The sequence below is a fragment of the Pseudomonas sp. P7548 genome, from assembly GCF_013386585.1.
In the GTDB taxonomy this organism is placed as follows: domain Bacteria; phylum Pseudomonadota; class Gammaproteobacteria; order Pseudomonadales; family Pseudomonadaceae; genus Aquipseudomonas.
The window spans coordinates 94,191-116,391 of sequence record NZ_JACARO010000014.1; the positions used below are offsets into that span (position 1 = coordinate 94,191).

General features: G+C 61.2%; 22 protein-coding genes. 8 read left to right on the forward strand and 14 right to left on the reverse strand.

Annotation, left to right across the window (positions count from 1 at the left end; all coding sequences use genetic code 11):
* The first annotated feature begins 56 nt into the window (after positions 1-56).
* Complete coding sequence (locus HX803_RS07500; protein WP_178919851.1) at positions 57-923, forward strand: DUF6279 family lipoprotein; 867 nt, start codon at positions 57-59, stop codon at positions 921-923.
* Between the two features lie 130 nt (positions 924-1,053).
* Here the strand turns inward: HX803_RS07500 and HX803_RS07505 are convergent, their stop codons facing one another.
* A complete protein-coding gene (locus HX803_RS07505; protein ID WP_017134854.1) occupies positions 1,054-1,443 on the reverse strand; it encodes a hypothetical protein in 390 nt (129 codons plus the stop codon).
* Between the two features lie 154 nt (positions 1,444-1,597).
* On the opposite strand from HX803_RS07505, the gene HX803_RS07510 reads away from it, so the two are divergent.
* On the forward strand, positions 1,598-1,873 hold the full coding sequence (locus HX803_RS07510; RefSeq protein WP_178919852.1) for a hypothetical protein: 276 nt from the start codon (positions 1,598-1,600) through the stop codon (positions 1,871-1,873).
* Between the two features lie 49 nt (positions 1,874-1,922).
* Here the strand turns inward: HX803_RS07510 and HX803_RS07515 are convergent, their stop codons facing one another.
* The 7 genes from HX803_RS07515 to HX803_RS07545 all read right to left on the reverse strand — a co-directional run bounded on the left by HX803_RS07515 (position 1,923) and on the right by HX803_RS07545 (position 10,868).
* Positions 1,923-3,233, reverse strand: coding sequence for a DEAD/DEAH box helicase (locus HX803_RS07515; RefSeq protein WP_178919921.1), 1,311 nt, complete (start codon positions 3,231-3,233; stop codon positions 1,923-1,925).
* A 130-nt stretch (positions 3,234-3,363) separates the two neighbouring features.
* Entirely contained in the window at positions 3,364-4,791 is a 1,428-nt protein-coding gene (gene mdtD / locus HX803_RS07520) for a multidrug transporter subunit MdtD (protein ID WP_178919853.1), read from the reverse strand.
* Positions 4,792-4,827: 36 nt separating this feature from the next.
* Positions 4,828-5,718 (reverse strand): alpha/beta fold hydrolase, encoded by an 891-nt coding sequence (locus HX803_RS07525; RefSeq protein WP_178919854.1) that lies wholly within the window; start codon positions 5,716-5,718, stop codon positions 4,828-4,830.
* Between the two features lie 301 nt (positions 5,719-6,019).
* Positions 6,020-7,336, reverse strand: a complete 1,317-nt coding sequence (locus tag HX803_RS07530) for a TldD/PmbA family protein (protein ID WP_178919855.1) — start codon at positions 7,334-7,336, stop codon at positions 6,020-6,022.
* Positions 7,336-8,778 carry a TldD/PmbA family protein gene (locus tag HX803_RS07535; protein WP_178919856.1) on the reverse strand — a complete coding sequence of 481 codons (1,443 nt, stop codon included), beginning with the start codon at positions 8,776-8,778 and terminating at the stop codon, positions 7,336-7,338. The genes HX803_RS07530 and HX803_RS07535 overlap by 1 nt, the downstream gene beginning before the upstream one ends.
* A gap of 195 nt (positions 8,779-8,973) precedes the next feature.
* A complete protein-coding gene (locus HX803_RS07540) occupies positions 8,974-9,612 on the reverse strand; it encodes a LysE family translocator (protein WP_178919857.1) in 639 nt (212 codons plus the stop codon).
* A gap of 68 nt (positions 9,613-9,680) precedes the next feature.
* Complete coding sequence (locus tag HX803_RS07545) at positions 9,681-10,868, reverse strand: MFS transporter (protein WP_178919858.1); 1,188 nt, start codon at positions 10,866-10,868, stop codon at positions 9,681-9,683.
* 482 nt (positions 10,869-11,350) lie between these two features.
* Between HX803_RS07545 and mqo the strand changes: the two genes are divergently transcribed.
* Both mqo and HX803_RS07555 read left to right on the forward strand, forming a co-directional pair.
* Positions 11,351-12,997, forward strand: coding sequence for a malate dehydrogenase (quinone) (gene mqo, locus HX803_RS07550; RefSeq protein ID WP_176995379.1), 1,647 nt, complete (start codon positions 11,351-11,353; stop codon positions 12,995-12,997).
* Positions 12,998-13,288: 291 nt separating this feature from the next.
* Entirely contained in the window at positions 13,289-13,618 is a 330-nt protein-coding gene (locus tag HX803_RS07555; protein WP_031319816.1) for a YXWGXW repeat-containing protein, read from the forward strand.
* Positions 13,619-13,621: 3 nt separating this feature from the next.
* Here HX803_RS07555 and HX803_RS07560 read toward each other — a convergent pair whose 3' ends face one another.
* The 3 genes from HX803_RS07560 to HX803_RS07570 form a co-directional block, all read right to left on the reverse strand.
* Positions 13,622-13,990, reverse strand: a complete 369-nt coding sequence (locus HX803_RS07560) for a hypothetical protein (protein ID WP_372339902.1) — start codon at positions 13,988-13,990, stop codon at positions 13,622-13,624.
* A 78-nt stretch (positions 13,991-14,068) separates the two neighbouring features.
* Complete coding sequence (locus HX803_RS07565) at positions 14,069-14,464, reverse strand: PIN domain-containing protein (protein ID WP_178919859.1); 396 nt, start codon at positions 14,462-14,464, stop codon at positions 14,069-14,071.
* Complete coding sequence (locus tag HX803_RS07570) at positions 14,461-14,718, reverse strand: AbrB/MazE/SpoVT family DNA-binding domain-containing protein (protein WP_178919860.1); 258 nt, start codon at positions 14,716-14,718, stop codon at positions 14,461-14,463. The genes HX803_RS07565 and HX803_RS07570 overlap by 4 nt, the downstream gene beginning before the upstream one ends.
* A 155-nt stretch (positions 14,719-14,873) precedes the next feature.
* Here HX803_RS07570 and HX803_RS07575 point away from each other — a divergent pair, with 155 nt between their 5' ends.
* A complete protein-coding gene (locus HX803_RS07575; protein WP_178919861.1) occupies positions 14,874-15,266 on the forward strand; it encodes a RidA family protein in 393 nt (130 codons plus the stop codon).
* Here HX803_RS07575 and ppnN read toward each other — a convergent pair whose 3' ends face one another.
* Together ppnN and HX803_RS07585 are read right to left on the reverse strand one after the other, a co-directional pair.
* The gene (ppnN, locus tag HX803_RS07580; RefSeq protein WP_178919862.1) at positions 15,267-16,640 is read right to left on the reverse strand and encodes a nucleotide 5'-monophosphate nucleosidase PpnN; all 1,374 of its coding nucleotides are present in this window, start codon (positions 16,638-16,640) and stop codon (positions 15,267-15,269) included.
* Between the two features lie 149 nt (positions 16,641-16,789).
* A complete protein-coding gene (locus HX803_RS07585; RefSeq protein WP_178919863.1) occupies positions 16,790-17,614 on the reverse strand; it encodes an aspartyl/asparaginyl beta-hydroxylase domain-containing protein in 825 nt (274 codons plus the stop codon).
* A 274-nt stretch (positions 17,615-17,888) separates the two neighbouring features.
* On the opposite strand from HX803_RS07585, the gene fabV reads away from it, so the two are divergent.
* Together fabV and HX803_RS07595 are read left to right on the forward strand one after the other, a co-directional pair.
* Positions 17,889-19,082, forward strand: coding sequence for an enoyl-ACP reductase FabV (gene fabV / locus HX803_RS07590; protein ID WP_178919864.1), 1,194 nt, complete (start codon positions 17,889-17,891; stop codon positions 19,080-19,082).
* A gap of 229 nt (positions 19,083-19,311) precedes the next feature.
* Positions 19,312-19,935 carry an HAD family phosphatase gene (locus HX803_RS07595; protein ID WP_178919865.1) on the forward strand — a complete coding sequence of 208 codons (624 nt, stop codon included), beginning with the start codon at positions 19,312-19,314 and terminating at the stop codon, positions 19,933-19,935.
* Here HX803_RS07595 and HX803_RS07600 read toward each other — a convergent pair.
* Entirely contained in the window at positions 19,932-20,837 is a 906-nt protein-coding gene (locus HX803_RS07600; protein WP_178919866.1) for a LysR family transcriptional regulator, read from the reverse strand. The two genes, HX803_RS07595 and HX803_RS07600, sit on opposite strands and share 4 nt — an antisense overlap.
* Before the next feature lie 103 nt (positions 20,838-20,940).
* Between HX803_RS07600 and HX803_RS07605 the strand changes: the two genes are divergently transcribed.
* A complete protein-coding gene (locus HX803_RS07605; RefSeq protein ID WP_178919867.1) occupies positions 20,941-22,110 on the forward strand; it encodes an aspartate aminotransferase family protein in 1,170 nt (389 codons plus the stop codon).
* Positions 22,111-22,201 lie beyond the last annotated feature (91 nt).

A 22,201-nucleotide genomic window follows, 5' to 3' on the forward strand; every position in this document is an offset into this window, starting at 1 on the left:
TGTCGCGCCCGACGCGGGTTCACATGCATTAACTTCCTCTGCGCAAGGACCCGCCCATGCTGCGTCGGCTCAAACTACTGGTGATCTTGCTGACCCTGAGCCTGGCGCTCACCGCCTGCAGCCGCGTGGGCCTGGCCTATCGCAACCTCGATGTGATCATCCCCTGGACCCTCAGCGACTACCTGGACATGCATGCCGGGCAGAAGAGCTGGTTCAACGACAAACTCAAGGAACACCTGGCCTGGCATTGCACGACCCAACTGCCGGGCTACCTGGACTGGCTCGATCGCCTGCAACACATGGTCGACGACAACCAGGTCACCGACGCCGCCTTGCAGACCCGCACGGCCGAAGCCAAACAAGCCATTGCCGACGTCGCCCGTGAAATTACCCCGTCGGCTATTGAGTTGTTGCAGGGATTGGACGATCAGCAGGTCAAGGAAATGAACGACGCGCTGGCCAAGGACCTGCGTAAGCGCCAGGACGAATACCTCAAGCCTCCGCTGGCCAAGCAAATCCAGGACCGCGCCGAACGCATGAATAAACGCTTGGACGCCTGGATGGGGCCGTTGAGCGACAGCCAGAAAAACCGGGTCACGGCCTGGTCCATCAGCCTGGGAGAGCAAAACCAGCAATGGATCGGCAACCGCGCCCGCTGGCAGGCGCAATTTATCGACGCGGTGAAACAACGGCAAAGCGCCGACTTCCCGCAGAAAATGCAGCAATTGCTGGTGGATCGGGAAAGCCTCTGGACGCCGCAATACAAAATTGCGTATGCACAGACCGAGGCGGCGGCGCGCAGCCTGATCGTGGACCTGATGGCCGAAAGCACCGCACAACAGCGCGTGAAACTGACGCAGAAAATCGACGGCGTGCGCAGCGACTTCAAGGCACTTAAATGCCTCAAGAACGCTTCGAGCTAAAGTGAACACGGGTGGGTGTGGGAACAGGCTTATGTGGGAGCGGGCTTGCTCGCGAAAGCGGTAGGTCAGTCAATATCTCTATCGCCCATCCCACCGCCTTCGCAGGCAAGCCAGCTCCCACAGAGGATGCTCAGGCAATCTGGGCCTTTGAAGCCACCTCGGCAAAGGTCGCCGGGTCCAGCGCATCGGCCTGTTCGTCCAGCACCTGACGCGGGTGATCATTGCCGGGAATCGAGCTGTCGATCAGCGCCAGCAACTGCGCACCGAGTGCCGTCAGGATGAAATTCTCGCCATTGCCGCCCTCTTCCTCGGGCCGCGACTCGATGAAGCCGCGCTTGAATAGCAGCGCTTCATAATCCGCAGCGGTCTTCTTGAGCGCGTCCAGGTTACCGGTGGACTCTCCCGCCGTGGCCTTCTCGGCCGCTTCCTGCTCGGCGTATTTGCGCGGCGCAAAGCTGCCTTCGCCGTTCTGCACTTCATGCAACAGTCGTTCAATCAGATCCCAGTTGTAAGTCGTCATCCTGATTCCTCCTGCAGGCCGGTGGAAAAGTGGCCTGTCAAAGGGTGGACAGGCTACGTCGCTGGCCGTTCAGCCGAATAGACGGACGTCATTTCTCTGAACTTTCCAGACGTTCGCGGCCTCAACAGCACATAACCGCCAAGGAGGTCTGCCCATGAAAACCCTGATGAACCTGGCCATCGTCGCCACGTTAACCGCCGCACTGCCCGCCTGGGCCTGCACGCCCGATGAGGCGACGGCCAAGCGCGAGGAACTGGCCCAGGCAGTGGCCAAGCTGACCGAACAGAACCCGACCAAGGCCAAGGAGATGAACGACGAACTGCAGAAGATGGACCTGGACACCGAAAGCGCGGACTTCCCCGACAAGTGCCAGCTGATCGACGCACGCCTGAAAGAACTCAAGGAAGCCGCAGCCAAGGCCAAAAGCTGAGGCCATAAAAAAACCGGACAATCGTCCGGTTTTTTATTTCACCCCTGCCTTACTCGGCAGCGGGTGCCTCTGGCTTGCGGCGCTTGAGCGGGGCCATGCCGTCCTTGCTGACGAGCGACAGGTTGTCGGTCTTCGGACGGTTGGCGATCTTGCGCTTGGTCGGCGACTTAGCGCCGGTTTTCTTCTTGTCACCCTTGGCGTCGGTCTTTTTCTTCTTCACCCCGACGGCCTTGCCCGATGCCTTGACCTTCTTCGGCCCGGTGTAGGTGCCTTTGACTTCCTTGATGGTGCGGCGCTCGAACGACTGCTTGAGGTAGCGCTCGATGCTCGACATCAAGTTCCAGTCGCCGTGGCAGATCAGCGAGATGGCCAGGCCATCGTTGCCAGCACGCCCGGTACGACCGATACGGTGCACGTATTCGTCGCCGCTGCGGGGCATGTCGAAGTTGATCACCAGGTCCAGGCCATCAACGTCCAGGCCACGCGCAGCCACGTCGGTGGCCACCAGGATCTTCACGCCACCGGCCTTCAGGCGGTCGATGGCCAGCTTGCGATCCTTTTGGTCTTTTTCGCCGTGCAGCACGAACGCCTTGTATTCCTGGGCCACCAGGCGGCCGTAGATGCGGTCGGCGGCAGCGCGGGTGTTGGTGAACACGATGGCCTTCTGATAGGTCTCGTTGGCCAACAGCCAGTTGAGGATCTGCTCTTTGTGCACGTTGTGGTCGGCGGTCACGATCTGCTGACGCGTGGTCTCATTCAGGTCGCTGACGTTGTTGACCTGCAAGTGCTCAGGGTTGTTTAGCACCTTGGCGACCATGTCGCGCAGGGTCGAGCCACCGGTGGTGGCGGAGAACAGCATGGTCTGCTGGCGGTTGACACATTCGCCCACCAGGCGCTGCACGTCATCGGCAAAGCCCATGTCGAGCATGCGGTCGGCTTCGTCGAGGATCAGCGTGTTCAAGCCGTCCAGTACCAGCGAGCCCTTGCGCAGGTGCTGCTGGATGCGGCCCGGGGTGCCGACGATGACGTGGGCGCCGTGCTCCAGGGAGGCGATCTGCGGGCCCAGGGACACGCCGCCGCACAGGGTCAGTACCTTGATGTTGTCTTCGGCACGGGCCAGGCGGCGGATTTCCTTGGCAACCTGGTCGGCCAGCTCACGGGTCGGGCACATCACCAGGGCCTGGCAGCCGAAGTAGCGCGGGTTGATCGGGTTCAGCAGGCCGATGCCGAAGGCGGCGGTCTTGCCGCTGCCGGTCTTGGCCTGGGCGATCAGGTCCAGCCCCTTGAGGATCACCGGCAAGCTTTGCGCCTGGATCTGCGTCATCTCGACATAACCCAGCGAGTCGAGGTTAGCCAGCATGGCGGCGGACAGGGGCAAAGTATTAAAAGCGGTGGCGATGGTAGTCACGGGACTGGCTCTGCAAAACAAAATGTCGCGCAGTGTACCAGTCTCAACGGAATTTCCCCGCAAGTTCTAGACGAGAAGCCTGTTAATGCTCGATGTCGTGCTCGCGGCTGACCACCCGTTTGCCATCGGTGGGCGACAGTTGCAGGAAGATCGCCGCCGCCAGCATCGCCATGATGCCCACGGTGAGGAAGGTCAATTGGAACGCGCCGAGCACGCTTTCCACGCCATCGTTGCCAGCCTCGGCAGTAAAACCGCCGAGCAGCGCACCGGCGCAGGCCACGCCGAGGCTCAGGGACAATTGCGCCACCACCGACAGCAAGCTGTTGCCGCTGCTGGCCTGGGCGTCGTCCAGGTCGATCAGGGTGACGGTGTTCATCGCCGTGAATTGCAGGGAGTTGATCGCCCCCAGGATCGCCAGCATGCACAGCAGCAGCGGGTAAGGCGTGTGCTCGCTGACCAGGCCCATGCTGGCCAGCATGATGCCGAGGAACAAGGTGTTGCCGGTCAGCACGATGCGGTAGCCGAGCCGCTCGATCAGGGTGCGGGCGATGGACTTGGCGAACATCGCCGCCGCCGCCAGGGGCAACATGCTCATGCCCGCTTCCGACGGCGAGTAGCCCAGCGCCACTTGCAGCAGCAACGGCACCAGGAACGGCAGGGCGCCGCTGCCCAGCCGCGCGAACAGGTTGCCGAGGATGCCCACGGCAAAGGTGCGGGTCTTGAACAGCACCGGTGAGAACAGCGGGTTATCGATATGCCCGGCCCGCAACCAATAGGCCGCCAGGCACGCCAGCCCGCCGAACAGCAGCAACATCACCCGCAGGTGCGGCAGGTGCAGTTCGCCCAGGCCTTCCATGGCAATGGTGATCAGCACCATCGCTGCGCCGAACAGCAGGAAGCCCACGCTATCAAAACGCGTGCGTTCGCTGCCGCGCAGGTCGGGGATCAGTTTCCACACGGCGTAGCAACCGACCATGCCCACCGGCAGGTTGATCAGGAAGATCCAGTGCCAGGTCAGGTATTGCACCATCCAGCCGCCCATGGTCGGGCCGAGCAATGGGCCGAGCAGGCCGGGGATGGTAATGAAGCCCATGATCCGCACGAGCTCGGAACGGGGGTAGGCACGCAGCACCACGAGCCTGCCGACCGGCAGCATCAAGGCACCGCCCAAGCCCTGGATGACCCGCGCACCCACCAGCATGGTCAGGCTGCTGGACAGTGCGCACAGCAGCGAGCCAAGGGTGAACAGCATGATGGCGCCAAAGAAGATCTTCTTGGTGCCGAAACGGTCGGCGACCCAGCCTGAGGCCGGGATCAGCAAGGCGACGGTGAGCATGTAGGCGATCACCACGCCTTGCATGCGCAGCGGGTTTTCCGCGAGGTCCCGGGCCATGGCCGGCAGTGCCGTGTTGAGGATCGTCCCGTCCAGCGACTGCATGAAGAAGGCAATCGCGACCACCCAGGGTAGCCAGCGGGCGGTCTTGGCATCGAGCGGGACGCGATTCGGCATGGAAAACCCTTTTGTTAGCAGGCTATGTGTCGGCGATTATGCGCCATCCGTCGCTCCTTTTCCCACTGGCGGTTCGTCTATATCTGACAACGCGGCGTCCTTGCCTACCAAGAAGTCCAACAGCGCACGGTGCACCGCCAAGGCGGACTCGCGGGACTCCAGGTCGAGCAAATGGCCGGTGTGCTCGGCCACGGCAAAACTGCTGCGCCCTACGTATTGCTTGAACAACTGCGCCTCGGCGGCCGGGGTGTATTCGTCCAGCGTGCCGTTGAGGAAATGCACCGGCGTTTCAATCTGCTTGAGGGCCGGCAGGTAGTTGCCATCACCCAAGGCCAGCACCTGGTGGATATGAAAGCGCGCCTGACGGTACTCCGTGGTGGCCATGCTCGACAGGTGGCGATGGTTGTTGCGCTTGAGCCGGGGTGACAGGTATTTGCCGACGGTCTCGTTGAGCAAATGACCCACGGCCGACTTGTCATCGGCCTCGATCAGCACGCGCACACGCTCCACGTAGTCGAGCATGGCCTGGTTGAGGTTGGGCGCCAGGGCCATCACCACCGAGCTTTCGATGGAGGGCGGGTTGTGGGCCAGGGTCAGCAGCGTGGAGATGCCGCCCCAGGAGGCCGACACCAGGTGGTTGACCTCAAAGCGCTCCACCAGGGCGCGGAGCATTTGCACCTCGTCGTCCTTGGTCACCAGGTCGAGGTCGGTGTTGTATTCGCGCGAGTAGCCCGAAAAGGGCAGGTCGAACAGCAACACGTTGAAGTGTTCCGCCAGGCATTTGCTGGTGCGCGCAAACGAGCGGGTGGTGGACAGCGCGCCGTTGACCATCAGCACGGTTTTCTTTTGCGGGTCGTTACCCAGTTGCTCTATGTGAACGTTGTAGTGCTTGAACAGCCTTTCAATGACAAAACTTCCATGGTTCATGTCAACGCTCCAGCTTGCCCTTTCCCGGGCAAGGTCGTGCATCACTTGGTCTCAAGTGGTTTAAGGGCGGCGGGGTTGGAATTATTGTTACCGCACGGACGTGGCTAGGTGCCACTAACCGTTATAACGGGGAATCTGGAGGGGAACAACAGGCCGAATGGCCAAAGTATGGAGAAGGGAAGCGTCGTCGCCGTGACGGTAATTCCCCTGTAGGAGCCGGCTTGCCGGCGATGGCGTCCTTAAGCGTGGTGCTTGGCTTACGGGCCCAATCGCCGGCAAGCCGGCTCCTACAAGGGGTGGGTTACAGGGTTAGGGTCAGGCGTTTGACCAGGGCGCCGGGCAATAGATTGGACGCGGTGTTGCGCTGGCCGTAGGTGCTGGCCGACAACAGCAGTTCCCGATCAGCGGTCAGGGCTTCGAGTTGCGAGCCGAGCAGGCTGTACACGCTGTCATCAAAACGCATGGTGCTGACCGGCGCCTTTATCTCGCCGTCTTCCACCCAGAACGTGGCGAAACGCGTCATGCCGGTCAGGCGGGCGGCGGGCAGGTCGGAGTAGTTCAGGTACCACAGGTTGCTGATGTACAACCCGGTGCCCAACTGCTTGAGGATATCGGCCTGGGCCAAGTCGCCTGCCGCCATCTGCAAGGCGCTGGGGGATTCATCGCTGCTGGCGCCGTTAGTGCTCAAGCCATATTCGGCAGCACTGCGCGAGTTGATCAACTGACCTCGCGCCTTGCCTGCATTGATCAGCGTGACATCGCCACGCGGGTAGCCTTCGGTGGAAAACGCCTGGCTCAGGGAACCACTGATCTGTTCATCCACCGTCACCAGCGGGCTCAGGGATTGCTCGCCGGCGTACAGCTTCTGCAACGAACTGCCTTTGCTGGCGATGGCCTGGGCAGAAAAACCACCCCAGGTGATGATGCTGATGATTTCTTCAATCGCCGCCGGGGCCAGGTAGGCGCGGTATTGCCCGGGTGCGAGGGTGTGCAGCGGTCGGCCAAGGAACTCAAGTTTCTCGCGGGCCTGCTGGAAGCGTTCGGCGAACTCGGCGCTGTCCCAGGTGTGCCCGGCGTAGCTGGCTTTTACCGCTTCGCCATTGGCGTGGAACAGGCTGAAATCAAAGTTGAAGCTATTGGCGCGATGCCAGCCGAACGCACCGTCGGAGCTGGCGAAGCCACGGCTGATGGGGCCAGCGGCGTAGAACCCGACCAGGTCAACACCTTCAGCAGCCTGGCTGATTTCCTCCAACACCCGGGCCAGGTCAGGCAGCGGTCGCGTTTGTTCTTTGTTACTTTGCCAGGCGTTGTGATTGAGCAGCAGGTACGGGTCCTCTGGCAGCAGCGGCAGCGTTTCGCGCAGCTGTTGCAGGCCATCGGCGAGGCGCTGACGGTCCAGCTCCGGCTCGCCGGACAGGGTAATGCCCAGGTCGGCGTGGCGGCCGTCATTGATCAGTTTCAGGTTGAGGCTGGCCTGTTGCACCTGGCCCGCCTGGCGCACCTTGGCGTGGTTGAAGCGCACGAACTCGGACGCTTCATCGGCATAACCCAGGTGGAATTGCTCGTTGTCGGTGATGGCGTGCTTGAGCCATTCCACCAATGCCTTGAAGTTGTTCATCAGGCGTCTCCCCCAAATACATCGACATCACTGAATACGCAGGCGGGCGAGGCATGGCCGACGCGGATCACCTGGTTGGGTTCGCCTTTGCCGCAGTTGGGCGTGCCCAGTACCTTGAAGGTGGTGGCGTCGCCGACCGCGCTGAGGTTGCGCCAGAAGTGCGCGGAAATGGCGCGGTAGTTGGGGTTCTTCACCACGCCTTTGAGCTCGCCGTTCTCGATCAACTGGCCCCACTCGCAGCCGAACTGGAACTTGTTGCGGGCATCGTCGATGGACCACGAACGGTTGGTCGACATCAGGATGCCGTTTTCCACACCGCCAATCAGTTGCGCAAGGCTCTGATCGCCGGCTTCGATATTCAGGTTGGCCATGCGGTCGATGGGCGCGCGGTTCCAACTGCTGGCACGGCTGTTGGCCACGCCGCTCATGCCCGAACGAAATTGCGACAATGCGCCGCCCAGCGGCTTGAGCAGCAGCCCTTCGCGGATCAGGAACTGCTTGCTGGCGGCGGTGCCGTCGTCGTCATGGCCGTAGCTGGCGAGTTGCTCCGGGATGTCCGGGTCGAAGGTCACGTTGAGTAGTTTGGAGCCGTATTGCAGGTGGCCGAAATCGCTGGCCTTCACAAAGCTGGTGCCGGCGTAGTTGCGTTCATCACCGAGGATGCGGTCGAGCTCCAGCGGGTGGCCGATGGACTCGTGGATCTGCAGGATCATCTGGTCGGGCATCAGCAACAGGTCGCGCGGGCCGTTGGGCGTGTTGGGCGCGAGCAGCAATTGCAGGGCTTCGTCGGCGATGCGCGGCGCGGCGCCCACCAGGCCGAAACGGCTGATCACATCAAAGCCGCCTTGCTGGCCGAAGTTGCTGCCGCCCAGGGTGCGGGTCTGGCTGTCGTTGCCGTCGTAGGCGGTGACGTTGACGCCAGGGAACACAAAACGCTGGGCCTGGCGCAGTTCGGCGCCGGCGTTGTTGAGGTAGATCTGTTCGACGTGGGTCAGGCCGAGGCTGACTTCCCAGTTCACCAGGCGCTCATCCTTCGGCACGGCGGCCGACTCGCTGCCGAGCAATGCGTAGCAGTCGCTCAAGGAAGGGAAGGGCTGTTGAAGCTCGGGCGACAGGTAGTCGGCGACGTCGCTGGAGACGTGTTGATCGCGCAGGTCGAGCAGGGCGTGGGGCTTGATCTGCCGCGCTTGCTGTTCGGCGCGTTCGAGGGCGGCTTGCAGGCCCGCGAGGGAAATATCGTTAGTGGCGGCGTAGGCTTCGACGCCGTTGAGGCGCACGGTGAGCATCGCGCCTTCGTCGTGGCTCAGGTGGGGCGGCTCGGCGACGTTCTTGCGGACCGACAGGTATTGGCCGGATTCGCGCACGTAACGCAGCGAGAAGAATTCGGCGCGGGTGCGCAGGGCACTGAAGTGCTGCTTGAGTGTGGCGTGGTAGTCGAACATGGGGCCTTCCTTGTGGGCGGCTCGGCGCGGGCAGGCAAACAGAGTAGGCCTGGGCTGGGAGCTGATCAAGGAAAGGCGATCATTGTAGTGAGCGGGCTTGCCCCGCGCTGGAGTGCGTAGCGCTCCCAAGATTTTGGGGCCGCTGCGCAGCCCAGCGCGGGGCGAGCCCGCTCACTACAGGGATGGGTGTTCCGTTTAGGCTTGGGCGTGAGCTGAGCCCAGGATCAGGCGCAGGCCCAGCGCGCCCATGACCAGGCCGGCGGTGCGGTCAAACCAGTGTTTTGAGCGCAGGTACGCTGCGCGGGGGCGTTCCGACGAGAACGCCAGCGCGACGACGGTGTACCAACCAGCCTCAATCGCAAAGATTGCCGGCAACAGCACGGCAAAGGTCCAGGCCGGGGCGTGCGCTGGCAAGAACGCTGCAAAGATACTGCCGTACACAATCGCCGCTTTCGGATTGCTCAGTTGTGTAACCGCCGCGAGGGTGAAGGATTTGCGTGCGCTTTGTGGGCGGCCATCGGCGGTGGTGGGTACGACGATCGGGCTTTTTGCCGAGCGCCACAGCTGTACGGCCAGCCAGATCAGGTAGGCGCCGCCGAGTATTTTCAAAATCACGTACAGCCATTCCACTTTGGCCAGCAGCGTTTGCAGGCCGAACAGGCCGAGCCCGCCGTACACCACGCCGCCGACGCCCATGCCCATGGCCGCCGCGAGTGCGTCGCGCCGCGAAAGGGCGATGGCGGTGCGGGTGACGAAGACGAAGCTGGGGCCGGGGCTGGCAGCGCCGATGGCAATGGCGCCGAGGATGCTTAGCAAGGGGAGAGTGATGTCCATGGGGCCCTTCGTTTTATGTTGGGGTTGTTCGAATCAACATAACAATTCAGGGCCCGCGTTTATTCCGTTCAGTGCCCGCCTTTCATGCGCCTTGCGATCAGGTAGAGGCCGAGCCCGATCAGCGCAGTCACCGCACCAATGTAACCCGTGCTCGTCCATCCATACCCCGCCGTAATCGCCATCCCGCCCAGCCACGGCCCCAGCGCGTTCGCCAGGTTGAACGCCGCATGGTTGGACGCTGCCGCCAAGCTTGGCGCTTCATGGGCAATGTCCATCAAGCGGATTTGCAACGGCGCCGCCATGGCGATCATGGTGCCGACCAGGCCGATACCCAGCAGCACGCTCCACAGCGAGCTGGCGGCGAAGGTGAAGAAAATCAGCACGGCCATCGACCACACCATGATCCAGCCCACCGCGCGAAATTGCAGGCGATCAAACAGCTTGCCGCCGGCGATGTTGCCGATGATGCCGCCCACGCCAAACGCGGCGAGGCCGAAGGGAATCCACTGCGGCGAGACTTTGGTCACTTCAAGCATGGTCGGCGCCAGGTAGCTGAACACGCAGAACATCCCGGCAAACCCGATCGCGCCGATGGACAGCGCCATCCACACCTGGGGTTTGGTGAAAGCGCGCAGCTCCTTGCGCGGGTCGCTGCGTTGTTCGTCGTGACGGTGTGGCACGAACTGCCAGACCAGTAAGAGGGTGCACAGGGCAATCACGCTGACCAGCGCGAACGCCGAGCGCCAGCCCAGGTGTTGGCCGAGGAAGGTGGCGATGGGGTTGCCGAGCAGCATGGCCAGGGTCAGGCCCATCATCACGCGGGCGACGGCGCCAGCGCGTTTGTCGTTGGGCACCATGCTCGAGGCCACCACCGCAGCAATCCCGAAATAGGCGCCGTGGGGCAGGCCGCTGATGAAACGGAAGGCCACCAGTGAGCCGAAGGTCGGGGTAAACGCCGTGGCCAGGTTGCCCAGGGCATACAGGCCCATCAGCAACAACAGCATATGTTTGCGCAGCAGCTTGGCACCGAGGATGGCCAGCAGCGGCGCGCCGACCATCACCCCCAGCGCGTAGGCGCTGATGGCGTGGCCGACTTGCGGTTCGCTGAGCCCCAGGTTTTGCGCGATATCGGGCATCAAGCCCATGATGGCGAATTCGCCGGTGCCGATCGCAAAGGCGCCCACGGCCATGGCAGCTTCCATTTTGGCGGCGCTGCGCGCGGGCAGCACGTGCCCGGGTGTTTGCTGGATAGTCATGGGTAACTCTATTTGGATGGAACGCACGAAGGAGAGCCGCCGATGCTACGCAACAGGCGGCGAAGGTGTCTAGAACAGCCTTTTGCGTGAGAGTTCCAGGCCTGTGACCCCAGGTCGCGCCTGTCGGGCTTGACACTGGCGCGTTAAAACCCTCGATTTAGAGCTGTCAATTGGCCAAACGGCGCATAAAGGCCATCTGCCGTGATATTCTGCGCGCCGTCTTGGTCTAGTCTTTCCTTGGTGCGTACATCCGTATACGTCCCAGCGATTGGCTGTCGCCCAGGTAGCTGAAGCCAATAATGATAAGAAGTCAGCGCAGAAGGGACATAAAAGTGAGGTCGACACGTCGGCCTTGTGTGCCCACCCTGCGGTCTCCTCGTGAATGTGCAAACCCCGCGGTGCGTTGCCTGGCGCACCGTGATGGAGGGCTGCCCATGATCAGGGGCGGTGGGGCGGATGGCGTTTTATCATAGGTGCTACAGATGTTTAAAAAACTGAACACTGCCCTGCTGGGGCTGGCTTTGTCGGTGGGGATCACGTCCGTTCACGCGGAAGAGGCAAAGAAAGTCGATGTGCTGCTGATCGGCGGCGGCATCATGAGTGCAACCCTGGGTGTATGGCTCAACGAGCTGCAGCCGGACTGGTCGATGGAAATGGTCGAGCGCCTCGATGGCGTGGCCGAAGAAAGCTCCAACGGTTGGAACAACGCCGGTACCGGTCACTCGGCCCTGGCTGAGCTGAACTACACCCCGGAAGACAAGAACGGCAACGTTGAGATCCCCAAAGCGGTCGAGATCAACGAAGCGTTCCAGATCTCCCGTCAGTTCTGGTCCTGGCAGGTCCAGCAGGGCGTGCTGAAGAACCCGCGTTCGTTCATCAACTCCACTCCGCACATGAGCTTTGTGTGGGGCGATGACAACATCAAGTTCCTGAAAAAGCGCTACGAAGCCCTGCAAGCGAGCCCGCTGTTCGCTGGCATGCAGTACTCCGAAGACCCGGCTGTGATCAAGAAGTGGGTCCCGCTGATGATGGAAGGGCGTGACCCGAACCAGAAAATCGCGGCCACCTGGACCCCGATCGGCACCGATGTGAACTTCGGCGAGATCACCCGCCAGTTCGTCGCCCACCTGCAAACCACGCCGAAGTTTGACCTGAAACTGTCGAGCGAAGTGCAGGACATCACCAAGAACGCCGACGGTTCGTGGCGTGTGAGCTACAAAAACCTGAAAGACGGCACCAAGACCGAAACCGACGCCAAGTTCGTGTTCATCGGCGCGGGCGGCGGTGCACTGCACCTGCTGCAAAAATCCGGCATCCCTGAAGCTCGTGAATACGCTGGCTTCCCGGTAGGCGGCTCGTTCCTGGTCACCGATAACCCAGCCATCGCCGAGCAGCACCTGGCCAAGGCCTACGGTAAAGCTTCGGTTGGCGCGCCACCGATGTCGGTTCCGCACCTGGACACCCGCGTGCTGGATGGCAAGCGCGTGATCCTGTTTGGCCCATTCGCGACCTTCTCGACCAAGTTCCTGAAAGAAGGCTCGTACCTGGACCTGCTGACCAGCACCACCACCCACAACATCTGGCCAATGACCAAAGTCGGTATTCGTGAATACCCACTGGTCGAGTACCTGGCAGGCCAGTTGATGCTGTCGGATGACGACCGCTACAACGCCCTGAAAGAGTACTTCCCGAACGCCAAGAAAGAAGACTGGCGTCTGTGGCAAGCCGGTCAGCGCGTGCAGATCATCAAGCGTGACGAAGAGCAGGGCGGCGTCCTGAAACTCGGTACCGAAGTGGTCAGCTCCGCCGACAACACCATCGCTGGTCTGTTGGGTGCATCGCCAGGCGCGTCCACCGCGGCTCCGATCATGCTGACCGTGCTGCAAAAGGTCTTCAAGGACAAGGTCGCGACCCCTGAGTGGCAGGCCAAGCTGCACCAGATCGTACCGAGCTACGGCACCAAGCTGAACGACAGCCCTGAAGCAGTTGCCAAGGAATGGGCCTACACGGCTGGCGTCCTGCAACTGACTCCACCGCCTGCGATCCCGCAACTGGCTGCACCCAAGGCCACCGAGGCTGCCAAGCCTGCGGCAGAGCCAAGCAAGCCGGCGTCTGACCTGGCGCTGTAAGCCAAGCCCGATGCAACAAAGCCCGCTGAACCGGTAACGGTCAGCGGGCTTTTTATTTGTAGTGAGCGGGCTTGCCCCGCGCGGCGGAGTGTCAGCGAGCCACGATGCGCCTGACACACCGCGGCGCGGGGCAAGCCCGCTCACTACAAGCATCCGGGGGAGGCATCTGCCGTTCAGCCCGCCGACAGACACTACCTGTTAAAAAGAATCCAGAGCCGAGCAGGAGCGAGGCTGCAGCAAAGGGGGCATTTTCAGTGGGTTTGTTGGGCGAGTACGCCCGAGGGTTTTTGTATGTTGCTACGTTATGCAGCAATGGCAGCGGTCGTCGTCGCAGCGTCCGGGTGTGTGCAGGAACGGGTCGTGCACGAGCGTGGGCCGGTTCAGCGTGAATATGTCGAAGTCGTCGCGCCGCAGCCGCCACCGGTGCAGGTGATCGAAGTTGAGCCCGCAGCCCGTTACGGCTACGTGTGGTCCCGTGGCTACTGGCGCTGGGAAGGCGGGCGTTATGTGGCGGTGCACGGCCATTGGGAGGCCGTGCGCGAGGGTTATCGCTATGTGCACCCGCACTGGGTGCAACGTAACGATGGCTACCACTGGCAGGGCGGTGGTTGGGTACGTTGAGGCCTAGATCGGCTTCTGGGTACCGAGCAATCGCACCTCACGCAACAGCGCGGCACCGAGTTGATCGGTGCCCAGCTCCTTGTAGCCCACGGCCTTGATGTCACCGTTTTCTTCTGCCTGGATGATGATCACCGGCGTCTCTTTGCCGGTGGCTTCATCCACATGCAGGGCGTACTGCGGAATATCCACCTTGATCGGCGTGCCTGCTGCCTGGCCTTTCACGTTGATCAAGAATGCCGCACAGCCGGTGTCGACATCCTGGCTGGTGGCAGAGCGCCCGCTGACGAAGCAGGTTTTCGGCAAGTCGGGCCAAGTGATGGCTTCGGCGTTGGCAAAGGTCGAAGCCATGCTCAAGGTAGCGAGAAGGAGCATGCGCACGGTGAGTATGTCTCTTGATCACGGTTGAACGCGATTTTTACCAAAGGCTGAATAGCGTAGCAATGCCGTGGCTCAGTTCAGTGGTTTCATTCCTGCAGTCTTGGCGGCATTGAGGTCGAACGTGGCCGTGTACTTGCAGCCGGCCGAATGAGCGCACCGCTCGATCAGACAATCGGCAAAATCAGCCTTGTTGGCTGAAAAGCGCCGCAGGGCCTGCCAGATGATCTCGGCATGTTCGATGGTCAGCTCGCGGGTGCGCAGCAGCGTTTCCAGCACCGCCACCACTTCACTTTTGGTCGACTGGTAGCAGCTTTGTAAAACCCACACCAACTCAACCACCGACACCAGGCTGACAAAACCTGGCGACAGTGTGGAGAGCGATTCGATCAGCTCGGAGGCCTTGGGCGATTGAACGGGGTCATCCTGGGTGACATAGCGCACCAGCACGTTGGTATCCAGGCCGATCATCCCGCTTTGGCTCCTTGCGTTGCGATAGCGCGATTCATGTCCTCGACCGAGACGGCCTTGGCGGGTTTGCGGATCAGGCCCTTGAGGTCTTGCACGGTTTTACTCGCCGAGATGATCGAGAACTTGCCGTCCTCCATTTCGACGAACTCGACGCGGTCGCCTGTTTCCAGGCCCAGGGCGGTCCTCACCTGGACCGGAATAGTGATTTGCCCTTTTGAAGTCAGTGTGGCGGTTGCCATATTAAAAATCTCCATCGCAATGCTCCTTACCTTAGGGTAAGGAATAGTGAAGGACAAGATCCGTTGGTCCATAGGTCGCTCTTCTGGTGTGGGTGAGTGGGAACAGGTAAAACGTTAGCCCGACTCATCCCATCGGCACGCCTGAAAACGACTGTAAAGAGATACAACATATGACCGATCGCCAGCTCATCATTCCCACCGCCATGCAACCCATCGTCGAACGCGCCGGCTACGTGCCCGCTGTCAAAGTCGGCAAAACGCTCTACTGCGCCGGGCAGGTCGGCCGTACCTCCCAATTGGCCGTGATTGAGGACCCCGAGGCGCAATTCGTCGCCGCCTGGGAGAATCTGCGTCAAGTTTTGGAGGAGGGAGGATGCAGTTTCGATGACGTGGTGGACATGACCACCTACCACGTGAACATGAGCCAGCACATGGCGGTTTTTCGTGAGGTGAAAAACCGCCTGTTCCCACGCGGGCATTGCGCCTGGACCACAATCGGGGTGTCAGAACTCGCACACCCCGGCCTGCTAGTGGAAATCAAATGTGTGGCGGTGCAGCGCTAGTTACTGCACCACGCGATAGCACGGCACATACGCCGCGCCGCCCGGCAACTTCATGCGGTGCTGGGCGACGAACGCCTGCAGCAGTTCGTCCAGCGGTTTCATGATGGCCGGGTCGCCGTGGATTTCATAAGGGCCGTGCTGTTCGATCAGGCGAATGCCCTTGTCCTTGACGTTGCCCGCCACAATCCCCGAGAAGGCGCGGCGCAGGTTGGCCGCCAGTTCGTGGGGTGGCAGCGCATGGCTCAGTTGCAGGCTGGCCATGTTGGCGTGGGTCGGGTCGAACGGGCGTTGGAAGCCCTCGTCGATCTTCAGCAGCCAGTTGAAGTGGAACGCGTCGTTGCGCTCGCGGCGGAACTGCTTCACGGCCTTGAGGCCGGCCGTCATCTGGCGAGCCACTTCGGCCGGGTCGTCGATGATGATCTGGTAGTGGGCCTGCGCCGCATCGCCCAGGGTGGCGCCGACGAATGCGTGCAGTTGTTGCAGGTAAGGCGCGGCGTGTTTTGGCCCGGTGAGGATGACCGGGAACGGCAGGCCCTTGTTGTCCGGGTGCATCAGGATGCCCAGCAGGTACAGGAACTCTTCCGCCGTGCCTGCGCCACCTGGGAAGATGATGATGCCGTGACCGACGCGCACGAAGGCTTCCAGGCGTTTTTCGATATCCGGCAAAATCACCAGCTCGTTGACGATCGGGTTCGGCGCTTCGGCCGCGATGATGCCAGGCTCGGTCAGGCCGAGGTAACGCCCGCCGGTAATGCGTTGCTTGGCGTGGGAAATGGTCGCGCCTTTCATCGGACCTTTCATTACACCAGGGCCACAGCCGGTGCACACGTCGAGGCTGCGCAGGCCCAGTTCATGCCCGACTTTCTTGGTGTATTTGTATTCTTCGGTATTGATCGAGTGCCCGCCCCAGCACACCACGATCTTCGGCTCGACACCCGGGCGTAGCGTGCGGGCGTTGCGCAGCAGGTGGAACACGTAGTCGGTGATTCCCTGGGAGTTGCTCAGGTCGATGCGCTGGCTGTCGAGTTCGTTCTCGGTGTAGACGATGTCGCGCAGTGCACTGAACAACATCTCACGGGTGCTGGCGATCATTTCGCCATCGACGAACGCATCGGCCGGGGCGTTCAGCAGTTCCAGGCGCACGCCGCGATCCTGCTGGTGGATGCGCACTTCAAAGTCTTTATAGGCGTCGAGAATAGTCTTGGCGTTATCGATATGTGCGCCGGTGTTGAGGATGGCCAGGGCGCACTGGCGGAAGAGGGTGTAGATACTGCCGGTGCCGGCTTCACTCAGTTGCTGCACTTCACGTTGAGACAGGGTTTCGAGGCTGCCCTTGGGGCTGACGGAGGCATTGATGACTTGACGTTGGGGCATTCTGATTCCTTGAAAGCACAGCCACCGCGCCCTGTTGAAACGCGATGGCTCGAAAATGGTGGGCGCCGAATACGGACGCACGAGACGATTTTTTACCCCAGTCGCAATGCCGGGTGCAAATACCGTCCAGCACCATCATGCCGCAGAACTTACTGAATCAGCTTCCAGTTTTTGTAGAAAACCCGACGCAGGGTAAAGACCAGCCCGGCAAAGCCCGCGATCACGGCGTTGAGCACCGACGGCAGCAAGGTCGGTCGCACAATATCAATGAACAAGCAGTAACGTTTTGCGTCGTTCTTGTTGAAGGACGCGTGCATCAGCGTGTCATCGAAGATAAACAGCGGGTCGTCGTGCCAGTAATGCTTGTGCTTGCCCACCTGGATGTACACACCCTCGTGGTGAGGGGCCGGCGCCATGTTGTAGAGCACGCGGAACATCATGCGCAGCGGGCCGAAGTGAAACGACGTCGAACGGTTTTCGTTGAACACCGAGACGCCGATGGTCTTCACGAACGGCAGTTTCTTGCGCAGTTGCGGGATATCCAGGCTGGTTTCGATCGGGCGACCGTACCATTGGAAAAACAGCATGCCGCGTTTTTTCTCGGCCATGCGCTCGTCCAGGTAGCCGATGATTTCATCCTTGCGGGTCATGGCGTCGTCGATCACTTGCTGCAGGTCTTCGCGCCAGGCGGGTGGCAGGTCACGCATCGTGTAGACATGGCGATTGCGTTGGCTCACCAGGTCGAACAGGGTGTTGAACGGTGCCAGCAGCCAGGTGTTGCGGCCACTGCCGATGAAATATTTCTTGATCGTGTCAGTGTCATACAGACCATTGCGCAGGAAATCGTAAACGCCGCAGAACACTACCAGCAGCGCAAACACCAGGGTGGTCCGTGGGAAGCAGTAGATGAACAGCAGAACACCGAGCGCCCAGGCGACGGAGATCAGCTTCTTGCGAACAGCACTTTTACTCATGAAACGTGGCTCCGGACATGAAACATAACGAAACAATGTAGTCATGATAGGGGGTTATGACCCCGGTGGGCGTTTTAAATATTGCGAAATTGTGAAGGCCCGACACAGTTTTTAACCCTTGCGACGGCCGATCCTGCGTTTTTGGGATTGGATTTTGTAAACAGAAGATTTGCGACTATCGTGACGCTTCGGTTTTTCGGACGTCATAGACCCGTACGAATGAAGTTGAATGGCCACCACTGGCCGTCGACCCCTTGGAAGAGGCAGAAATTTTATGATCATCAAACCGCGGGTTCGTGGCTTTATCTGTGTGACCGCTCACCCTGTTGGCTGTGAAGCGAACGTCAAGGAACAGATCGACTACGTGACCCAACACGGCGCCATCGAAGGCGGCCCGAAGAAGGTGCTGGTCCTGGGCGCTTCCACCGGCTACGGCCTGGCCGCGCGCATCAGTGCTGCGTTTGGCTGCGGCGCCGATACCCTGGGCGTGTTTTTTGAGAAAGAAGGCGAAGAGGGCAAGCTGAGCTCCGCCGGCTGGTACAACAGCGCCGCATTCGAGAAGTTTGCCGTTGAAAAAGGCCTGTACGCCAAGAGCATCAATGGCGACGCGTTCTCCGACGAGATCAAGCGCCTGACCATCGAAACCATCAAGAAAGACCTGGGCAAGATCGACCTGGTGGTCTACAGCCTGGCCGCGCCACGCCGTACCGACCCGCAAGGCGTGGTGCACAACTCCACCCTCAAGCCGATCGGCAAGGCCGTGACCCTGCGCGGTATCAACACCGACAAGGGCGTTGTGGTCGACACCACCCTGGAGCCTGCGACCCAGGAAGAAATCGACGGCACCGTCAAAGTGATGGGCGGCGAAGACTGGCAGCTGTGGATCGACGCCCTGCGTGATGCCGACGTGTTGGCCGAAGGCGCCAAGACTACCGCGTTCACCTACCTCGGCGAGAAGCTGACCCAGGACATCTACTGGAACGGCTCCATCGGCGAGGCCAAGAAAGACCTGGACAAGAAAGTCCTGACCCTGCGCGACAACCTCGCCGCCCTCAAAGGCGACGCCCGTGTGTCGGTGCTCAAGGCGGTGGTGACCCAGGCCAGCTCGGCGATCCCGATCATGCCGCTGTACCTGTCGCTGCTGTTCAAAGTGATGAAAGAGCAGGGCACCCACGAAGGTTGCATCGAGCAGGTCTACGGCCTGTTCAAGGACAGCCTGTACGGCAAAGAGCCGAAACTTGACGCCGACGGCCGCCTGCGTGCCGACCTGGCTGAGCTTGAGCCGAAAGTCCAGGACGCCGTGGCTGCACTGTGGAACCAGGTGACCGACGACAACGTCAACGAGATCAGCGATTTTGCCGGCTACAAGGCAGAATTCCTGCGCCTGTTCGGCTTTGAAATCGACGGCGTGGACTACGACGCCGACGTAAACCCGACCGTGAAAATTAATGGCTTGATCCAAGCTTAAACACGGTCGAAAAAATGTGGGAGCGGGCTTGCTCGCAAATACGGAGTGTCAGTCACTGAATATGGCGACTGATGCACCGCTTTCGCGAGCAAGTCGAATCGTCGCACCGCCGCTCCCACATTTGTTTTGTGTAACGCCCAAGAACCTTCCTGCGCGCCATTGCGCTCCTATCCTCCCTCACAATCTGGCAGACTCCTCTGGCTATCAAGCCACGCTAACGGAGAATCTGATGACGATTCGTGCAGTAGTTTTTGATTTCGGCGGTGTCCTGTTCGACTGGAGCCCGCAGCACCTCTACCGCAAGCTGATTGCCGACGACCATGAACGGCAATGGTTTCTCGACACCATCTGCACCCAGGCCTGGAACACCGAGCAGGATGCCGGCCGCACCTTGGCAGAAGGCACTCGCAGCCTGATCGAGCAATACCCCCAACACCGAACGCTGATCCAGTCCTACTACGACCGCTGGCACGAAATGCTGCGCGGGCCTTTGCCGGACGGTGTGGCAATCCTCGAGGCGCTCCACGAGGCCGACATGCCATTGTTCGGGCTCACCAATTGGTCAGCCGAAACCTTTCCGTATGCCCGGGCCAACTACCCGTTCCTGCAGCGTTTTCGCGACATCGTCGTGTCCGGCGAATTGAAGTTGATCAAGCCGGATCCGGCGATCTATCACGCCAGCCTCGCCCAGGTGCGCGCCCATCTGCCGGATATCCAGGCCAGTGAGGTGGTGTTTATCGACGATGTGGCCGGCAATATCGAGGCCGCCGTCGCACTCGGTTGGCAGGGCGTTCATCACGTGTCGGCCGAGCGCACAGCGGCACGCTTGCGTGAGTTGGGCGTAGGCTTCTAGCGCGCCCACTGCTCCATCGCGAAGTCCACGAACGCCCGCAGCTTGGGTAGGCGATGACGGTCCTGGCGATACAGCAGGTGCATGGGGCGGCTGGGCAATTTGTAGGTGGTCAACAAGGCCACCAGTTTGCCGCTTTCCAGGTCCGGGTGTACCAGGGCATCGGCCAGCATGATGATGCCCATGCCGTTCACGGCCGCCTGGCGCAAGCCTTGTGAGCTGTTGATGGTCAATGAGCCGGACACCGGAACCTCCACCTCGCCGCCGTCATTGCTCATGCGCCACAGTTTGCCGGTGTCGCGCCAGTTGTCATTGGCCGGGTAGGCGAACGCCAGGCAGTCGTGCTGTTGCAGGTCATCGGGCGTCTGCGGCGTGCCGCGTCGCGCCAGGTAGTCAGGTGATGCGCAGAGGGTGAGGGTGTAGTCCTGCATGGGCCGGGCGATCAGGCTGGAGGTCTCCAGTTCGCCCAATCGGATCGCCACGTCGAAGCCGCTGTCGACCAGGTCCATTCGCTCGTTGCTCAGCACGACGTACAGGTTGATCAGCGGGTAGCGCCGGGAAAACTCGCTCAAGGCCGGCACAAGGCGCTCAGTGCCGAATACCGGGGGCGCGGTGATACGCAGGTCGCCCTTGGGGGTTTCGCTGTGGATCTGTTCGGCCAGCAGCTCAGAGTCGGCCACCAGCCCCAGTACTTCCAGGCAGCGCTGATAGTACTCCCCGCCAAATTCGGTAAGGCTTTGTTTGCGGGTGGTGCGCTTGAGCAGGCTGACCCCCAGCCGTTGTTCCAGCGCGCGCAGGTGGTTGCTGACCATGGTGGTCGACATCCCGCACTCCTGCGCCGCGGCGGTCATGCTGCCGGTCTCCACCACCTTTACGTACACCGTCATCGCTTGGAACAAATCCATTATCAAGCCCAGGTTTAAAGTCATTGCAGGTTTGCGCAGTTTATCCAGCTCGGGTGGCTAACGATACTGGGTGCACTGACACACTGCCTTGGAGTTCGACGCCATGACCGCCGCCTGCCTGATGACCACCTATCAACCTTCGCCTTTGAGCTTCACCCGTGGCCTGGGCACGCGTCTGTGGGACCAGCAGGGCCGCGAATACCTGGATGCCGTGGCCGGTGTGGCCGTGACCAACGTCGGGCATTCCCACCCCAAGCTGGTGGCAGCAATCAGTGAGCAGGCCGGCTTGCTCTTGCACACCTCCAACCTCTACAGCATCGACTGGCAGCAACGGCTGGCCGAGCGTCTGACCGGCTTGTCAGGCCTGGACCAGGCGTTTTTCAACAACTCCGGCGCCGAGGCGAATGAGACGGCATTGAAACTCGCTCGGCTGCACGGCTGGAAAAAGGACATCGAAGCACCGTTGGTGGTGGTGATGGAGAACGCCTTTCATGGGCGCACCCTCGGCACCATGGCCGCCAGCGATGGTCCCTCGGTGCGCCTGGGTTTTCAGCGCCTGCCGGGGGATTTCCTCAAGATCGGCTTTGGCGACCTGGCTGCGCTGGAGGCAATCACCCAGCAGTACGGTGCGCGCATTGCGGCAGTGCTGCTGGAGCCGATCCAGGGCGAAAGCGGCGTCCTGCCTGCGCCACCGGGCTATCTCAAGGCCTTGCGTGATCACTGCACGCGCCACGGCTGGTTGATGATGCTCGACGAGATCCAGACCGGTATCGGCCGTACCGGCGCCTGGTTCGCGTTCCAGCACGAGGGCATTGTCCCGGACGTCATGACCCTGGCCAAAGGCCTCGGCAACGGTGTGCCCATCGGCGCCTGCCTGGCGCGTGCTTCGGTGGCCAAACTGTTCACCCCCGGCAGCCACGGCAGCACGTTTGGCGGCAATCCACTGGCCTGCCGTGTGGGCTGCACCGTGCTGGATATCATCGAGGAACAAGGCTTGCTGCAAAACGCCGCGCAACAGGGCGAACGCCTGCTGGCGCGGTTGCGGGTAGCGTTGAGCGAATACCCGATTGTGCTGGCGATCCGTGGGCAGGGTTTGATGATTGGTATTGAACTGGCCGAGCCATTGCGTGACCTGGCCCTGCGGGCGGCCCAGGAGCATGGGCTGCTGATCAACGTGACGCGGGGCAAGATCATCCGGCTGTTGCCGCCGTTGACCCTGGATGCCAAGGAAGCCGAGATGATCGTGCGGGCCATTACCCGTCTGCTTAATTGAAATGCGATCAAAATGTGGGAGCTGGCTTGCCTGCGATTGCAGTGTGCCAGCCAACACAGTTGGCACAGATAGTCCGCTATCGCCGGCAAGC

Excerpts from the sequence above, each read along its gene's own strand:
- HX803_RS07500 (WP_178919851.1), top strand. The coding sequence starts at position 57 with ATGCTGCGTCGGCTCAAACTACTGGTGATCTTGCTGACCCTGAGCCTG.
- HX803_RS07505 (WP_017134854.1), bottom strand. The coding sequence starts at position 1,443 with ATGACGACTTACAACTGGGATCTGATTGAACGACTGTTGCATGAAGTG.
- HX803_RS07510 (WP_178919852.1), top strand. The coding sequence starts at position 1,598 with ATGAAAACCCTGATGAACCTGGCCATCGTCGCCACGTTAACCGCCGCA.
- HX803_RS07515 (WP_178919921.1), bottom strand. The coding sequence starts at position 3,233 with ATGCTGGCTAACCTCGACTCGCTGGGTTATGTCGAGATGACGCAGATC.
- mdtD (WP_178919853.1), bottom strand. The coding sequence starts at position 4,791 with ATGCCGAATCGCGTCCCGCTCGATGCCAAGACCGCCCGCTGGCTACCC.
- HX803_RS07525 (WP_178919854.1), bottom strand. The coding sequence starts at position 5,718 with ATGAACCATGGAAGTTTTGTCATTGAAAGGCTGTTCAAGCACTACAAC.
- HX803_RS07530 (WP_178919855.1), bottom strand. The coding sequence starts at position 7,336 with ATGAACAACTTCAAGGCATTGGTGGAATGGCTCAAGCACGCCATCACC.
- HX803_RS07535 (WP_178919856.1), bottom strand. The coding sequence starts at position 8,778 with ATGTTCGACTACCACGCCACACTCAAGCAGCACTTCAGTGCCCTGCGC.
- HX803_RS07540 (WP_178919857.1), bottom strand. The coding sequence starts at position 9,612 with ATGGACATCACTCTCCCCTTGCTAAGCATCCTCGGCGCCATTGCCATC.
- HX803_RS07545 (WP_178919858.1), bottom strand. The coding sequence starts at position 10,868 with ATGACTATCCAGCAAACACCCGGGCACGTGCTGCCCGCGCGCAGCGCC.
- mqo (WP_176995379.1), top strand. The coding sequence starts at position 11,351 with ATGTTTAAAAAACTGAACACTGCCCTGCTGGGGCTGGCTTTGTCGGTG.
- HX803_RS07555 (WP_031319816.1), top strand. The coding sequence starts at position 13,289 with ATGTTGCTACGTTATGCAGCAATGGCAGCGGTCGTCGTCGCAGCGTCC.
- HX803_RS07560 (WP_372339902.1), bottom strand. The coding sequence starts at position 13,990 with ATGCTCCTTCTCGCTACCTTGAGCATGGCTTCGACCTTTGCCAACGCC.
- HX803_RS07565 (WP_178919859.1), bottom strand. The coding sequence starts at position 14,464 with ATGATCGGCCTGGATACCAACGTGCTGGTGCGCTATGTCACCCAGGAT.
- HX803_RS07570 (WP_178919860.1), bottom strand. The coding sequence starts at position 14,718 with ATGGAGATTTTTAATATGGCAACCGCCACACTGACTTCAAAAGGGCAA.
- HX803_RS07575 (WP_178919861.1), top strand. The coding sequence starts at position 14,874 with ATGACCGATCGCCAGCTCATCATTCCCACCGCCATGCAACCCATCGTC.
- ppnN (WP_178919862.1), bottom strand. The coding sequence starts at position 16,640 with ATGCCCCAACGTCAAGTCATCAATGCCTCCGTCAGCCCCAAGGGCAGC.
- HX803_RS07585 (WP_178919863.1), bottom strand. The coding sequence starts at position 17,614 with ATGAGTAAAAGTGCTGTTCGCAAGAAGCTGATCTCCGTCGCCTGGGCG.
- fabV (WP_178919864.1), top strand. The coding sequence starts at position 17,889 with ATGATCATCAAACCGCGGGTTCGTGGCTTTATCTGTGTGACCGCTCAC.
- HX803_RS07595 (WP_178919865.1), top strand. The coding sequence starts at position 19,312 with ATGACGATTCGTGCAGTAGTTTTTGATTTCGGCGGTGTCCTGTTCGAC.
- HX803_RS07600 (WP_178919866.1), bottom strand. The coding sequence starts at position 20,837 with ATGGATTTGTTCCAAGCGATGACGGTGTACGTAAAGGTGGTGGAGACC.
- HX803_RS07605 (WP_178919867.1), top strand. The coding sequence starts at position 20,941 with ATGACCGCCGCCTGCCTGATGACCACCTATCAACCTTCGCCTTTGAGC.